This window comes from Methanoplanus endosymbiosus, assembly GCF_024662215.1.
Taxonomy (GTDB): domain Archaea; phylum Halobacteriota; class Methanomicrobia; order Methanomicrobiales; family Methanomicrobiaceae; genus Methanoplanus; species Methanoplanus endosymbiosus.
In genome coordinates, this window is record NZ_CP096115.1 from 1,217,551 (window position 1) to 1,233,060 (window position 15,510).

16 protein-coding genes are annotated in these 15,510 nt (G+C 43.9%); 9 read left to right on the forward strand and 7 right to left on the reverse strand.

The genetic code is table 11. The features are described 5' to 3' along the window. Window positions 1-129: 129 nt before the first annotated feature. Complete coding sequence (locus L6E24_RS05140; protein ID WP_257743636.1) at window positions 130-2,160, forward strand: HEAT repeat domain-containing protein; 2,031 nt, start codon at window positions 130-132, stop codon at window positions 2,158-2,160. A 174-nt stretch (window positions 2,161-2,334) separates the two neighbouring features. Here the strand turns inward: L6E24_RS05140 and L6E24_RS05145 are convergent, their stop codons facing one another. From L6E24_RS05145 to tuf, 5 genes are all read right to left on the reverse strand, one after another. Then, on the reverse strand, window positions 2,335-3,162 hold the full coding sequence (locus L6E24_RS05145; RefSeq protein WP_257743637.1) for a hypothetical protein: 828 nt from the start codon (window positions 3,160-3,162) through the stop codon (window positions 2,335-2,337). After that, window positions 3,159-4,007: a polymer-forming cytoskeletal protein gene (locus L6E24_RS05150; RefSeq protein WP_257743638.1), complete on the reverse strand. Its 849-nt coding sequence runs from the start codon at window positions 4,005-4,007 to the stop codon at window positions 3,159-3,161. The genes L6E24_RS05145 and L6E24_RS05150 overlap by 4 nt, the downstream gene beginning before the upstream one ends. Before the next feature lie 281 nt (window positions 4,008-4,288). After that, on the reverse strand, window positions 4,289-5,866 hold the full coding sequence (locus L6E24_RS05155) for a flippase activity-associated protein Agl23 (RefSeq protein ID WP_257743639.1): 1,578 nt from the start codon (window positions 5,864-5,866) through the stop codon (window positions 4,289-4,291). 132 nt (window positions 5,867-5,998) lie between these two features. Next, window positions 5,999-6,307 (reverse strand): 30S ribosomal protein S10, encoded by a 309-nt coding sequence (gene rpsJ / locus L6E24_RS05160; protein ID WP_257743640.1) that lies wholly within the window; start codon window positions 6,305-6,307, stop codon window positions 5,999-6,001. Between the two features lie 32 nt (window positions 6,308-6,339). Next, window positions 6,340-7,617: a translation elongation factor EF-1 subunit alpha gene (gene tuf, locus L6E24_RS05165; RefSeq protein WP_257743641.1), complete on the reverse strand. Its 1,278-nt coding sequence runs from the start codon at window positions 7,615-7,617 to the stop codon at window positions 6,340-6,342. Between the two features lie 197 nt (window positions 7,618-7,814). On the opposite strand from tuf, the gene L6E24_RS05170 reads away from it, so the two are divergent. Beyond that, entirely contained in the window at window positions 7,815-8,102 is a 288-nt protein-coding gene (locus L6E24_RS05170; protein WP_257743642.1) for a hypothetical protein, read from the forward strand. A gap of 232 nt (window positions 8,103-8,334) precedes the next feature. Here L6E24_RS05170 and L6E24_RS05175 read toward each other — a convergent pair whose 3' ends face one another. Further along, window positions 8,335-9,192, reverse strand: coding sequence for a ferredoxin-like domain-containing protein (locus L6E24_RS05175; protein WP_257743643.1), 858 nt, complete (start codon window positions 9,190-9,192; stop codon window positions 8,335-8,337). Between the two features lie 124 nt (window positions 9,193-9,316). Beyond that, a complete protein-coding gene (cobS, locus tag L6E24_RS05180; protein ID WP_257743644.1) occupies window positions 9,317-10,042 on the reverse strand; it encodes an adenosylcobinamide-GDP ribazoletransferase in 726 nt (241 codons plus the stop codon). Window positions 10,043-10,236: 194 nt separating this feature from the next. Between cobS and L6E24_RS05185 the strand changes: the two genes are divergently transcribed. From L6E24_RS05185 to L6E24_RS05215, 7 genes are all read left to right on the forward strand, one after another. Further along, window positions 10,237-10,929 carry a molybdopterin-dependent oxidoreductase gene (locus tag L6E24_RS05185; protein ID WP_257743645.1) on the forward strand — a complete coding sequence of 231 codons (693 nt, stop codon included), beginning with the start codon at window positions 10,237-10,239 and terminating at the stop codon, window positions 10,927-10,929. Between the two features lie 39 nt (window positions 10,930-10,968). After that, the gene (locus L6E24_RS05190) at window positions 10,969-11,193 is read left to right on the forward strand and encodes a hypothetical protein (RefSeq protein ID WP_257743646.1); all 225 of its coding nucleotides are present in this window, start codon (window positions 10,969-10,971) and stop codon (window positions 11,191-11,193) included. A 92-nt stretch (window positions 11,194-11,285) separates the two neighbouring features. Next, complete coding sequence (locus L6E24_RS05195; protein ID WP_257743647.1) at window positions 11,286-12,296, forward strand: nicotinate-nucleotide--dimethylbenzimidazole phosphoribosyltransferase; 1,011 nt, start codon at window positions 11,286-11,288, stop codon at window positions 12,294-12,296. Between the two features lie 87 nt (window positions 12,297-12,383). Beyond that, window positions 12,384-12,944: a GMP synthase subunit A gene (locus L6E24_RS05200; protein ID WP_257743648.1), complete on the forward strand. Its 561-nt coding sequence runs from the start codon at window positions 12,384-12,386 to the stop codon at window positions 12,942-12,944. Between the two features lie 12 nt (window positions 12,945-12,956). Continuing rightward, window positions 12,957-13,520, forward strand: coding sequence for a YkgJ family cysteine cluster protein (locus L6E24_RS05205; RefSeq protein ID WP_257743649.1), 564 nt, complete (start codon window positions 12,957-12,959; stop codon window positions 13,518-13,520). Further along, window positions 13,513-14,724: a TraB/GumN family protein gene (locus L6E24_RS05210; RefSeq protein WP_257743650.1), complete on the forward strand. Its 1,212-nt coding sequence runs from the start codon at window positions 13,513-13,515 to the stop codon at window positions 14,722-14,724. The genes L6E24_RS05205 and L6E24_RS05210 overlap by 8 nt, the downstream gene beginning before the upstream one ends. 214 nt (window positions 14,725-14,938) lie before the next feature. After that, window positions 14,939-15,433: a nitroreductase family protein gene (locus tag L6E24_RS05215; protein ID WP_308219147.1), complete on the forward strand. Its 495-nt coding sequence runs from the start codon at window positions 14,939-14,941 to the stop codon at window positions 15,431-15,433. Window positions 15,434-15,510 lie beyond the last annotated feature (77 nt).

The following is a 15,510-nucleotide window of genomic DNA, read 5'->3' on the forward strand; positions in this document are numbered from 1 at the left end:
ATTTAACAGAACCCCGGCAAAATATTTGCAGATGACGGAAGAAACAGATAGATGTTTCAGAGGAATTATACCGGTAATTTCCGGCATTAACAGATAGTATAAACCGAAAACCAGGATACCTTCAGTGATATGACTTCAGAGGATAAGCGGGAAACCCCCATCGGCAATGACATTAACTCCGTTAAAACTGAAAGGCTTATAGCAGCCTTAGGTTCTGATGATCATGACACCAGAAGACGGACGATAGCCGAACTGCAATCATCGGATAAGTCAGCAGTTGCCCCGATGTTGAGAGCACTGAATTCAGAAAATCCGGATATAAGAAGTGGATCAGCTGAAGTGCTCTCCGGATATGGCGAAGCTCTTATGCCGACATTTATCAGAATCCTGACTACAGGAAAAGAGAATGCAAGGGACGGAGCGGCAAGAGCTATAGGCAGATGCGGAAAAAGTTCACTCAGATATATTGAAGAGATAATCAATGATAATGACTACAGAAAGAGAAGGGGGGCAGTGCAGGCACTGGGCTATCTCGGTGAAAAAGACCCCAGCGTAACCGAAATTCTTACTGCTTTTCTTTACGACAAAAATGAGAAAGTCAGTCTTCAGTCAGCAAAATCCCTGAAATATCTGAAATGGAAACCTCAGAACAAAATGGAGGCTGCTGCATATTTTTATGCCTCCGGAGAAGTAAAAAAAGGTGCCCGTTACCCTGTAGAGACTGTATCCGTTGCAGTACGGGATTTTAAAAACCCGGATGTACAGAGACGGAAAAAGGCAGCAAAGCACCTCTCAGAGATAAATTCAGAAATTGTTATTCAGCCTCTTGCCGCACTTCTTCAGGACAATTCGGATGAGGTCAGATATACTGCAATTAAAGCAATAAGCAATATCAACGAGAGAAGATTTGTCCCGTATCTTGTAAAGGCAATGGAGGACAAGAACTCAAATATCCGCAATGAAGCTGCATGGGGACTTGACAGATATGGCTGGAAACCGCGTACATACTGGGAGAAGACAAGATACCTGATAATTAAGGAAAAATGGATCGAAATTATCCAGCTTAAGGATTATGCAATCCCTGTACTAATTGAATATCTCTGCGATGAAAACCCTGCTGTCAGGCTTAAGGTGACTGAAGTCTTAAAGGCAATGGGCAAACCGGGATATTCTGCAATAAATGAAGCCCTGAAATCAGAGAACCCTCTGTTAAGAAAGAGAGCAGCGGAGGCAGCGGCAATAATAAAAAATAAAATATCAGGGCAGAAATCAGGTGGAAATGCAAATATCAAAAATATTCCCGGCCAGGAAAATATTGAGGAGGAGATGCTGAGAAGAAGAGAGGACTTAAAAGATAAGGGCCTTAAATCCAGTGATGCCTGGAATCTGATACTGACAAAAAGCGGCATCCGGCCATTTGCCGCCGAAAGATTATCAAAGGCATTAAGCAGTGAGAATGAGATGGTCAGATCTTCCGCAGCGGAGAAGCTTGCAGGTATGGATTCAGTCTCTGAAGAGCCACTCCTTCACCTCTTAAAGGACAGGAAAAACAGTGTAAAGATAGCAGCAATTGAATCACTGGGAGAGCTTAAATCAAAAAAATCAGTGCCACACCTTGTAAATCTTCTCAGATATGAGAACAGATCTACGTGTATAACTGTCATTGAAGCACTTGGCAAAATAAAAGATCCGGAATCAGTAATACCGATGCTTAAAATATCGGCCGAAGGAGACAGTGAACTTAAAAATACAGTTTCTGCCGCAGTCTCCGGCATGGAAACAGCTGCACTGCCAACCTTAAAAGATGCCCTTGAAGGGAATAACAGTGGGATCAGAGTTGCAGCTATTGAGGCACTGGCAGGGATAAAACATACTATTTCAATCAGATATGCGGTCCGGATGCTCAATGACTCAGATTCACAGGTGAGGGAATCTGCTGTAAACGCATTAAAAGATATGAGTGATTTTATGTTCAATAATATCATGGATGAATCAGGGCGGCTGGCAACACAGGGAACAGCTCCGGAAAAAACAGGAATAATTGAAGCTCTCTCACGGATAAATGATTTAAGGGCAAAACAGGCAATACTGCCCTTTACAAAAGACAAAAATGAGACTGTCAGAAAAAAAGCCTGTGCCCGCATGGAACAGTCACCATAAAAGTCATTCATGAACCCGCGGGTTCACAGATGGCAGATGAAACAAATGTTTCATAGGAGAGAGGTGATGAAGATAAAATCACTATTTAATAACATTCACCACTGTTCCTGAATGATCATTCCACAAAACACAGATAAAAAAACCGGAAATTATCTGCTCTTACCTGCCGGATATTCAGCAGAGACAGACCCACCGGTCATATATCGGATCATTCTCATTCTCAAATATCTCCGGAGTCCTTCCGGCATTCTCGCACCATTTCCTGATAAGCAGTGACTCCTTCTCGGTTGCAACTGTAATTAGAGTTTTTCCGGTCAGCATTAACATCTGTGCAACAATTCCCTGCCACAGATCTGAATTAAAACCGGATATATCACCGAGCATAAGGCCAGTGCCAAGATCAGATTTCGGGCAGAAATATGAGGAGAAAGAGGCATCAATGCAAAGAGTCCTCTTAGGGTCCAGCCTGCCCTTATGAAGGCCGACAGATATGAGATATGGATCATTATCCATTGAGAGAGGCAGATATCCGGCGGAGAACAATGCTTTGGATGCCACCCCTGAACCGCAGCAGAAATCTATTGCAGACTTACCATCTGAAACTCCCACAGTATCCTTAAAGAGATCAAGGATCATCTCATGCCTGCCCTCCCTGTTGTCCTCACCCACTTCAGGATACTCGTCCGTAATTTTCCCGCAGTAGTATTCTCTTAAGGCAGATTCATAATCATCCCTCTTCTCCTGAAAGATCTCCCCTGTGCACCCTTCAAATTTTCCGATAATATCATATGTGATATTTCTGTAAAGGTACGAAGAAATACTCCAGTTGCCATCAGAGTTCCAGGCAACTGCAAGCGGCATCTCATTCTCATCCACAAGAAGACGCGCTTCTCCGGCATTGACTGCAAGAACCAAAGTATTGTAATATTCATCAATATGATCAAATACTGAAGGTTCAATGCACTCTGCATCACCAATTTCAAAAAAATCCTTTAACTTCATCTCTCTCTCACTATCTTTACCCCTTCCGGAGCTTTAATTGTCCCGTCAAGTCTGGCATTCTCATCAAGTATTACAGAAGTGCATCTCACATTGCCAAGAACGTGCACACCCGGCATGACTGTAACCGCCCCTGAAGAACTTGTAACTGCACCATGTATTACAGAATTTCTTTCGACAACAATATCAGAATCAGCAGTTAAACTACCAAATACTGTATTATTCTCATGGATATGCACAGAAGATGCCCTTATATTGCCATGCATCCGGCAGCCCTTCCCAATTGTAAGACTCTTTGGAACAGAGAATAACTCCATATTTAAGACTGAATTCGGAGGTATTACAAGAGGAGTTATTTTCTCATCAGTCTCATCGTCACTGAAGAGTTTCCGGAAAAAGTCAGAGATATCTTCCTCCTTCTCAAGACCAAGCACTGCCACAAGATAAAGAAGAAGGTATGTAATAACAGGCATTGGGTTTCTTATGGAGATCCATCCCTTTGCCTCAAATCCTTCAGAGATAGAGACATTATCACCAAGATCAAGATCACCCTCAACCATAAGGCGACCCTTAATCTTCACACCTTCGCCGACATATGCATTTGCGCCGCAGTGAATATCCCCGTTTATCTCAGCCCACTTGTCAAGCCTCAGGTCATTCTCCGAATTAATATTGCCTTTTATTGATGTAAATTCACCGATGATTATCTCATCACCGGAAAGACCATAATCTATCTTACAGCGATCTCCGATTATCAGGATCCTTTCTGTCTTTAAAAAATGTTCCTGCAGCTCAGTGCCTTCAGGAATTGTACACTGCCAGAACCACTCAACTCTGTTATCATCCATCGGAAAGTACGCCTCTTTGCATAGAATAAATTAAATTTAAAATGCCATCATAGTTTTTGATCACAATTCAATGTCAATGAAAACACAGATTACAGATTCAGTATGACATTTCAGAATTTATAGTACAGCTTTTAAACTATTGCTCACATAAACAGGTAAATTCTCTCCTGAAAAGTTATATTTTAGATCTATCCGGCATAAAAGATCTGATTTAAATTCAGAGCAAAAATTCAGAAAATAAAAATGTTCTGTGCCGGAACTGAAATTCCGGCAGATCCATATCATACTGCCGGAATGTTTTTCCGGTAAACATCCATATTCAGGCTGCCGACCTTTGCATCCCTCGTACAGTAATATAATCCAATATTATCCAGGTCATTGCCAACAGCCCCGAAATATCCGGCATCTCCGGGATTAAGGCCGGACCATGGAGTCTTTACAAGATCATACACACTGAACCAGTAGTGCTTCTTATATGTGCTCTTATCATAACCGGAGATACCCGCGGGCGATTCGGCATCATGCAGAATTATCAGGTCAAAGTTATTATTCAGCACATAATCACTGTGATCCTGATAGCCGTTGAAATAAGAGATCTTATCCGGCCAGTCATTCCGGTAATACCAGACAAAAGGCCAGCGGACATCATTGGATATAGCTACATTATCTGAGGCATCCACCATTGCAAATACCTCCCTTAAATCCTCTGAATTCTGAACCTGAACGATAGGTTCGGCAATATCTGCCGGAGTGAATACCACATGAAAAGTCATCACAATCAGAAAGAGAGCAGCAACTGCCGGAACATATCTCTTATAATCCCCAATACAATAGACTGCCACAAATATCATCGGCAGGAGCTGATGAAGCAGAAGCCACGGCACTTTCTCTCCGATATATCCATAGAGAACAACTGAAAATACCATCCAGAATATACAGAATCCAGTAAATTCCGCATTTTTAAGTGATCCGGGCAGGTCTTTGATGAGTTTGGGGACAGCCGGAGGCAGAACAGCCCCGGAGTTAGTGCCGGAGAGATGATCAGTATCCGGAAGCATTCCTGAATCAGAAATTCCTTCAACGGTATTTGTATTCTTCCGGCGGAGAACAAACCTGTAAATCCCGATTGCTGCAAGAATCAGCACCGGAAGTTCGTATAGTATAAAGAGCAGGATATATGTATAAAATGGCCCGCCAAGCCTCTCCTCACCATGCACAGATGTCCAGTGCTCAATTGCATTCATCCATCCACTCATCAGCACTTCCGGATGGCTGCCCATTGACGAGTAAAAGAGAGCCATAATTCCGGTAGCAAGAATAATTCCGGCTGCCAGATCCCGCCACCAGAATTTAGGAAGCTGAATTTTGCCTCTGTAGATAAGATACAGGAGATACAGACCGAAAATACCTATTACAATGGGCATATTCTCCTTGGAAGACATTCCAAGTCCTGCCGCCGCACCCGCAAGAAGTGCATACCTCAGCTCATATTTCTCAAAATAACAGAGCAGGGCAACCAGAAGGAGCATTGTAAAGAACAGTATGAAGATATCATTTCTCAGGAAGCGTGAGAAGTATATCATATCAGGAGATAGCGCAATAAAAAGTGCTGCGACTATCGTCTGTTTTTTATCGAGATATCCAAGCCTGTGAATTACATATACAAGCGGGATTATTAATGCACCCAAAAGTGCGGGAATAAACCTTGCGACGAAATCCGACTCACCAAAGAGCGAGAATATTCCGGCAGTAATATAGTATAAAAACGGCCCGTGATATACAGGATCATAAACATACTCACCTGTTGTCAGGAGAGTCCATGAAAACCAGGCATGTATTGCCTCATCATGGTGAAACAACTTCAGATCCAGGAACGCAAACCTGAACACCAAAGAGAATAGAAATATTATTATAAAAACCCTCTCAAAAGTAAGGCTTTCCTTAAATTGAGAGGAAATATCCGCGGCTCTCATTGCCGCCTCCTATCCATATTAATTCTCAAGCACAATCTCAATGCCAATGTCTTTTGGCACCTGAATGCGCATAAGCTGCCTTAATGCACGCTCATCTGCATCGAGATCGATAAGTCTTTTGTGTACTCTCATCTGCCAGCGATCCCATGTGGCAGTTCCTTCTCCGTCAGGACTTTTGCGGATAGGTACAATCATCTTCTTTGTAGGAAGTGGTACCGGGCCTGCAAAGTTTACACCTGTACGTTCAGCTATTTCCCTGATGCGGTCACAGACATGCTCTACTTTCTCAAAATCTGTTCCCGTAAGACGGATTCTTGCTTTTTGCATAATTGATTCACCAAAAAATATTGAGATTTAAATTATCTCATCTGCTTGGCATCTACAGCTATGCACATTCCTGCTGCGACTGTTGATCCCATATCACGGATTGCGAAACGTCCGAGCTGTGGAATATCCTTGAAGTTCTCAATGACCATCGGCTGAACCGGGCGGAACTTAACGATTGCGGCATCTCCTGCCTTGAGGAATGTTGGGTTCTCTTCCTTGACCTGTCCTGTGCGTGGGTCAAGTTTCTTTAAGAGTTCAACAAAGGTGCATGCAACCTGTGCTGTGTGGCAGTGGAATACAGGTGTGTATCCGACTGTGATTGCACTTGGGTGCTGGAGAACAACGACCTGTGCAGTGAATTCCTCTGCAACGGTTGGTGGCTGCTCTTCAGGACCGCATACGTCACCACGGCGGATATCGTTCTTTCCGATACCACGGACGTTGAATCCTACGTTGTCACCAGGCTGAGCCTGAGGAACTTCCTCATGGTGCATCTCAATGGACTTGATCTCTCCTGACTTGTTTGCAGGCATGAATGAAACTTTCATTCCCTTCTTCATGATACCTGTCTCAACACGTCCGACCGGAACTGTACCAATACCGGAGATTGAGTAAACATCCTGGATTGGAAGGCGGAACGGAAGACCTGTTGGGAGTTCAGGCTGTACAAGGTCATCAAGTGACTCAAGAAGTGTAACACCCTTATACCATGGTGTGTTCTCAGAGTGTGTTGCAATGTTGTCGCCAACAAATGATGACATCGGGATGAATGGAATGTTTGCAGGGTTGAATCCGACCATCTTAACGAGATCGGAGATCTGTGCCTTGACTTCTTCATAGCGCTTCTCATCGTACTTGGAAGCGTCCATCTTGTTGATACCAACAATAAGCTGGTTGATACCAAGTGTCTTTGAAAGGAAGACGTGCTCTTTTGTCTGCTCCATTGCGCCATCAGGTGCTGCAACAACAAGAAGTGCTGCATCTGCCTGTGAAGCGCCTGTGATCATGTTTTTAACAAAGTCACGGTGTCCTGGGCAGTCTACAATTGTAAAGTAGAACTTGTCAGTGTCAAACCTCTTGTGTGCAATATCGATTGTGATACCGCGCTCACGCTCTTCCTTGAGGTTATCCATAACCCATGCAAATTCGAAGGAACCCTTTCCTTTTGATTCAGCTTCCTTACGGTAGTTCTCGATGATGTGTGCCGGCACAGCACCGGTCTCGAACAGAAGACGTCCAACTGTTGTGGACTTTCCGTGGTCGATGTGCCCAACCACGGCCAGATTCATGTGTGGCTTGTCAGATGCCATAATCCTAACCTCATATATTAAATTCGACGGGAACCCGTCCTATCGCATTGAAACGAGTATCTTATATATGGAAATCAGTAGTATAAAAGATTTCGTTGCATGACTGAAATGATGCTCACAGGGTCTTTTCCCTGATATCACGCAGATAGGTATTTTACCCAAAAAAAACCTAAATTTCTTCCATGAAGACACTCCCAATGAAGCGTGATCAGAGCGGACAGAAAGTGACAGTCGCATGCGCAGACAAAGAAGTTTCAGTTTACAGCCACTGCGCATACTGTAAACACTGTGAGGGCGTTCAGATCAGAAAAAGAGTTATTCCCACGCCGCAGAAGGAAAAAATAAACGGACTGGCAAAGGGAACTTCAGAAGATGATGACCTCCTCAACTCACAGATGATGTTTAACACTCTTATCCGGGACGGAGATGCCATTGTATGCAGCGATGATGAAAATAAGGGCTATACTTCAATGTACAGTTATTAATGAAAAATACGGAATAAAAATTCCGGTACGGAAAAACTCATTTTCCTTTCTGCGACCATAAGTAAAAGAGATTTACAGAGGGAAAAAAACCCGGCGCAAAGCCGGATCTGAAGCACAGAAGCGGATCAAACCCTCATAAATATCCTGATTTAAAAAAATTACAGATTGGGGATATAGATCCTTAACCTGAAAAAAACCGATTAACTGAGACTTAAATCTACATTAACGCAGTTTAAACCCCGGAGAGGATCTCCTGTTTAAATTCGTCAAACTGAATATCATCAAGCTGATCGCATAAGAGCCTTCCTGACCAGGCGCGCCTGTAAACGTAGTACACCAGGCGGTCAACAATATCGACCACTTCATCTTCAGTATTGACCTCTACAAGTTCCCGCCCGATTTTTGGATGCCTTCCGCGCTTACCGCCGACTGTAATCAGATACCCGCGCTCACTTGCACTGATCAGATCAAACGGGCATGATTCAATGCAGACACCACAGCGGATGCATACATCATGATCAACTTCCGCAATTCCCTGTCTTACCTTAATCGCCTCCTCCTTACAGTATTCAGTACAGCTCCCGCAGCCAGTACAGAGACCGGGAGTCCTTAACGGAGTTACAACACCCGTAATACCCACTTCGTTCAATACAGGGCTTGTACAGGCATATGGACATGCAGAGACAGAAATTCTCATCTTTACAGGCATTGATTTGCCAAATAACTTGTGATCAAGCTTTTTTGCAAGACTAATTGAGTCAATATTGGCAAACTTGCACCTGTCAGTGCCCGGACAGGCTACAATATTTACAACCTCATCCCTTTCAGAACCTATCGGTGCGTTAATTAAGGCAAGATCCTTCTCAATCTCCTCCAGCATTGAGTTATGAATATGAGAGATCTCAAGGGCCTGCCGGGTTGTAAGATGAACATTCTCCTGACCATATTTCTCAGCAACATCAGCCAGTCCCCTCATCTTCTCAACCGAAAGAACGCCTGCAGGGACCCTTATTCTTAAAGTACAGTGCTTACCATCCTTTTCTGTAATTACACCCCCGGAGGTGTGAATTCCCTGACAAAATTCATTCATGATATAAACTAAAGTGCCATTTACAGGTATATATACTGATTCAACCCTGCAAAGATAAATTCATCAAACAGCGCAATCTGTCAGACGGAGATATGCACTGAAAAAAGAAATGAAGATGATAATATCAGAGAACCAGCGCAAGGCAGGCAATGACTGCCATCCTTGAAATTTCAACCGATGCACCATCCATATCTCCGTTTACTCCGCCAAATATTCTGTTAAATATACTCAGCAGTATAAGCGGAACAGCTATTGATGCAATGCCTGCGGCCATAAAACCAGCCACACCGGGCGCAAGAAAGAGAGCCGGAACACAGAGAGCAAACGCTGCATACGGAAACCATCTCTTCCTGAATTCATGAGTATATGAGTGCATGCCTTCCTTTATCGGCTCTCCAAAGGTCAGCAGAAATACCGGGCTGAAACGTGAGAGAACCTCTGCAATAAGTATGACGTACGGAACCATTGCAATAGATGTAAGTCCGGAATACGCAAGCAGGATTACAAGCATACCAGAAGCTATGCCCCCCGCACCGACATTCTGATCAGAGAGTGCCTTTAACCTCTTCTCACGGCTGCCATGCGCCATCATTCCGTCTCCGAGATCCAGCAGTCCGTCAAAGTGATGAAAGCCGTTTAGGATCATCACAGCTGCAAGGGCAATCGCCGCAGAGAGCGCAGGATCAGATACAAGCATGGTAAGGAGCGCCGCAATGCCACCGGTGATATAACCGACCAGAGGGAAGAGGTAAAACCGCCGTGCATATGAATCATAATCAGAACTATCCCCAAGCGGAAGAATAGTGCAGAACTGAAGAGTTGATCTTACAGATTTGAGATACCCCGGCATATAATCAACATATTTTAATCATCAGGAATGTTTATTTTTTCGCATCCGGACAGAAAGACATTCAGAAAATTCTGCATTAAAATTACCCTGACCCCGAAATACAGAAATTAAAACATCCTGACAGATCATATGGTAGGGATACGAAGAAAACGATTTAAACTCACAAAATAATTCACATCCAGTGCGGGTGGATAATGAAGAGAGGAACACAGATAATCATAATAGCAGCTGTCATGATCACAGCAGTCATTTATGCTGTAGATCTCGCCGCGAACACAGGAATTAACCTATCAGGCGATCTTTCGGCGGACACAGACTACACAGAAATTAGAGAGTATGAAGGGGAAAAACTCTCATCAGTAAATGACTTTCGGGAAAATTCAATCAAAGGTCCGGTTTATCCGGATATGGACAAATACCAGCTTAAAATATCAGGTCTTGTAAAAAATCCCCTCTCATACACCTATAATGAAGCAATATCCGGATTCAGAAATCATTCAAAGGTTACAACACTGTACTGCGTTGAAGGGTGGGAAGCAACGATCTTCTGGGAAGGAATATCCGTCTCAGAACTTATCGGAAGTTCTGAACCGGAAGAAGCAGCAGACACCGTAATTTTTCATGCATATGATGGATACACCACATCATTCCCGCTTGAATATATAACCGGCAATGAAATCATACTTGCATATTCAATGAATGGGATAATACTCCCACCGCAGCGTGGATATCCCTTTCAGCTTGTTGCAGAGGACAAATGGGGATATAAATGGATAAAGTGGGTGACAGAGATCGAACTGTCAGATGAGAGAAACTACAGAGGTTACTGGGAGAGCCGCGGATATTCTAACTCCGCAGACCTTAATGAAGGTTTTTTTGGGAATTAAGGGATGAGCCACATTAGATGCAGATAACCGGGGATGTCAATGAAAATATACAGGGTTAAAAAAATAATTGCTACCATGCTGCTGATAATGACAGTAGTTTTGCTCATAAGCGGCTTTGGAATCACACACTACAACATTATAGAATCCCTTACATTTGGAATTCTGGACAAACCCCTTTCATACAGAATTCACACTATGACATGGGGAATTTTTCTGATACTCTTTATTCTGCACGTTTACTTCCCTTTTATGAAGAAAAAATGATTCCCGGTATTTTAAACATGGCCTGTAAACAAGCACACATGATTTAAATCCAAATCACATTCATTATTAAAAATGACTGAAAAAATATTACAATGAATTTTCTCTCAGAAAAACCCGACATTGAATTCAAAAAACCAATAATCGGGATGGTAATCGGCAATTCAGTCCTGTCAACAATTCCGGGCCTTTCTGCTGCCGGTGCAACGCCTGAGTCAACACTTATGACACCTGCACTGGATGCCTTTCTGATACAAAACGGCCCTCTGCCCGGAATGGAGATACCCTTAAGCCCCCTAGGCTGTGCAACACCGGCAACTGTCACAAGAGCCATGCTTGAACTCTGCGCCCTTAATCCCATCATTATAAATGCGGGACTGGCACAGAACCCCATTACCCCCTGCTATGATGTGTACGGAGCACCGGGACAGGACCCAAGAGTGGAGGATGCCATAAAAGATCCTGAAAGGCTCTACGAATTCGGGCGCAGAATCGGGAGACAGCTCTCAGAGGCAGGAGACCTGCTGGTACTCGGAGAAAGTGTTCCCGGAGGAACCACAACTGCCCTCTGTGTGTTAAGGGGACTTGGGTACAATGTCGGAGTATCAAGCAGTTACAGTGAAAACCCACATTCACTGAAGAATGAGATCTGTGAGGCGGCCCTCAATAAAATAAACAGCCTTGAGAATAAAACCGCAATGGAGATCATCAGGATTGCAGGCGATCCCATGATGCCGGTTGTAGCCGGAATTTCAAAGGGATATACCGGAACACTTGTTCTTTCGGGTGGAACACAGATGCTTGCCGTTGCTGCGCTGATAAAGCATCTCGGCAACGATGTCCCGCCGATTGTCACAACCGAGTATGTGCGTGCGGACACATCAGCAGAGATCGAAAAAGCAGCTGAAGAGATTGGAATAAAAGCCTGGTTTGTCGATCCTGACTTTGGCAATATCGGAGACGGGAGCCTTGCACGGTACTGCGGCGGCGAGGTAAAGGAGGGCGCACTTCTTGCCGGATCTCTGTGGCTTGCTTATATGACAGGTCACTCCAAAGAAGATATTTGGGGCGCAATTAAGACATTTCTCGAAAATTTCGGGAAATAAAACCATAGATCAGCAATCACTTTTTTCCCGGTTATTATCAGTCACCTATGAAAAATCTATAGCCTTCACAGAATAAACAAGTATTAAATGCAGCCGATATATCTGGTTAACAATTTCGGACAGTCCAACCACCTCATCAAGAGGATATTAAGAGATCTTGAAATTGATGCAGTAATGATAAAGAACGACACACCTGCAAAAGAGGTTGAAGACAACTGCCGCGGTATCATTCTCAGCGGCGGTCCGTCACTTGAGAGAGCAGGTTTTGGACCGGAGTATGTGGATCTCGGCCTGCCTGTTCTTGGCATATGCCTCGGCCTTCACATCATAGCCACAAGGCGCGGAGGAAGTGTGCAGCCCGGAAAGATGGGCGGTTTTGGCGGAGTAGAAGTTAAAATTCTTGAAGACAACCCGCTCTTTGAAGGATATCCGGATACGATCAGTGTCTGGGCTTCCCATGCAGATGAAGTAAATAAAATTCCGGAAGGATTTACCCTCTCCGCAGTATCAGACATATGCCCTGCTGAAGCCATATCAAAAGTTGATGAAAATATATATGGCATACAGTGGCATCCGGAAGTGAGCCACACATTTGAAGGACAGAGAATATTTGAAAACTTTGACAGAATTACAAGGGAAAATATCTGATAACCAACATTTATGACCTATTTTTCAGAAGAATCAGAAGAGATCACTTCAAAAATATTAAAGACAGGATTTAAATGTACACTCTGTGGGGACTGCTGCCGCAGGGTATCCGAAGATTCAAATCTTGTACTGGTAAGTGCACCTGAGATAAGGAAAATCATGAAGGAAACCGGACTTTTATGGGATGAAATTGCAGAACCATACCCGGATTTTTTAAAAAATGCTGACGGAACTGAATATACATTCAACTGGGCACTGAGAAGAGAGGGCAGCTCATGTATATTTCTGAATGACTCAGGAAGATGCAGAATATATGACATCAGGCCCGACATCTGCCGGACGTACCCTTTCATGATTCAGGATGATGAGCTTTTGGCCTTTGAATGCCCCGGCATAGGAGAGAAGGGAGATAAAGAAGATACCCGGATACTGGCAGAGGACCTGATCAACCGAAAAGAGAATGAAAATGAGGATTTCAGGAAGATAAAGGAGAATTATCTGCTGTTTAACGGGGACTGCCATAAAAAAAATAAGAGATATGTCATAGACAGTGAAGGGGCAAAAATAATTGAGTGAAATTAAACTTGTTGGGACAGCGCATGTATCCCAGAGAAGTATAGATGAAGTAAAGGCAGCAATAGAAGAGTTTGAACCGGATGTTATTGCAGTCGAACTGGACAGACCAAGGTTTGAGGCAATAAAGAACAAGGACACCAGAGCACCCAATGTAAGTGAGATTTTATCCGGCGGAAACTTCTCAGAACTTCTTGTCCAGTGGCTTTTGGCATATGTCCAGAAGAAGATAGGCATGGATGTCGGTGTTGAACCCGGTGCAGAGATGCTTGCCGCAATCAATGAAGCTGAGGAGAGAGGCATACCTATTGCGCTTGCTGACCGGGACATCAGGATAACACTCTCAAGGTTTGTAAACGGAATGACGCTCTTTGAGAAGCTGAAACTTATGGTTGCACTTGCGGGCGCTGTTACAGGCAGAGGAGAGGGTGAGGAGATTGACATTGACGAACTCTCGCAGAACAAGGATCTGATAGAGGCTGCCATTGAGGAGTTTGGGCGGTTCTCACCAGGAGGTGCGAAGGCACTGATAGCAGAGAGGGATGCCTACCTTACACATTCACTCCTAAACCTATCAAGGAGCAATGAGAAAGTCCTTGGTGTTGTCGGGGCAGGGCATGTAAAGGGAATTAAAAAATATATGGAGAATCCCTCTTCCCTGCCGGAGATGGCATCGCTTATCCAGAAGCCAAAACCCTTTCCGTGGGCAAAGGTTCTGGGTGTGGGATTTGTTGCACTCTTTGCCTTCCTGATAACCCTGATAGCTTTTTCAGGTGTCGGATGGGGAGTACTCCTTGAGGCAGTTATCTACTGGGTAATAATAAACGGAGTGCTTGCCGCAGGATTTACCCTTGCAGCCGGAGGCCATCCGCTCTCAGCACTCACTGCCTTTGGTGTATCGTGGATGACTTCGTTAAATCCAATGCTTGCAGCCGGATGGTTTGCCGCTATTACGGAAGCAAAGGTCAGAAAGCCCGGAGCGATGGATTTCAGAAAAATTATGGATGCCGAGAACTTCACGGAGATGAGAAAAGTTCCTCTCTTCAGAGTTGTACTTGTCGCCGCAATGGCAAATGTCGGCAGCACAATCGGAACGTTTGCATACTTCATATTCATCTTCCCGATTCTTGGAATTGACCCAAAAGTTGTTCTGCTTGACGGACTTTCAAACTTCTCGGCATTTATCGGATCACTTCTACCCTTTTAAGGGAGAAATCCCGGTTTCTGCCACAACCATTTTCTCACAGCATTTTGCCGGATTGCCTGAATCAGCCGGGGAAATAGAGACGGAGATGAACTGTTATGGCAATACGGCAGAACTTAAAATAGCAGATCATCCGGCAGACATCTGCCAGATTTCCGGACTATCATACCAAGGGTTTTTTTCTTAAAAATACTATATAGGTAGCATGAATCTTGGAATGACTATCCTTAAGGGAAGAAGGAGCATCAGGAAATATAAAGACGAAGAGATTTCTGAGGAGATAATCAGCGCTGCCATTGAAGCTGCCAAATTTTCACCGACTGCAAGAAACGCCCAGCCCTGGATTATTGGTGTTGTTAAAGAGAAGGAGACTATCAATAAGCTTTCAGAACTTGCAACCCACGGGAAATTCATAAAGGATGCAAAACTCTGCTTTGCTGTATTTACCGAGAAAGAGCATAAATTCTTCTTAGAGGATGGTTGTGCGGCAACTATGCAGATTATTCTTGGATTATGGTCATATGGCGTTGGTTCATGCTGGATTGCCGGAGACAAGATGGAATATGCAGATGATGTAAGAGCACTCCTGAACGTCCCTGAAAAATACACACTCGTATCACTCATACCCGCAGGCTATCCTGCTGACATCACAATACCCTCCAAAAAGAGTGCCGAAGAGATCTATTTCTCTGAAAAGTACAGCGAAGAGTAACTGAAATGGATTTTACAAGGAAAAAATAATCCTTTCTTTTGAAGAAATCCTACATTTATCCAACATTAATTAATAAT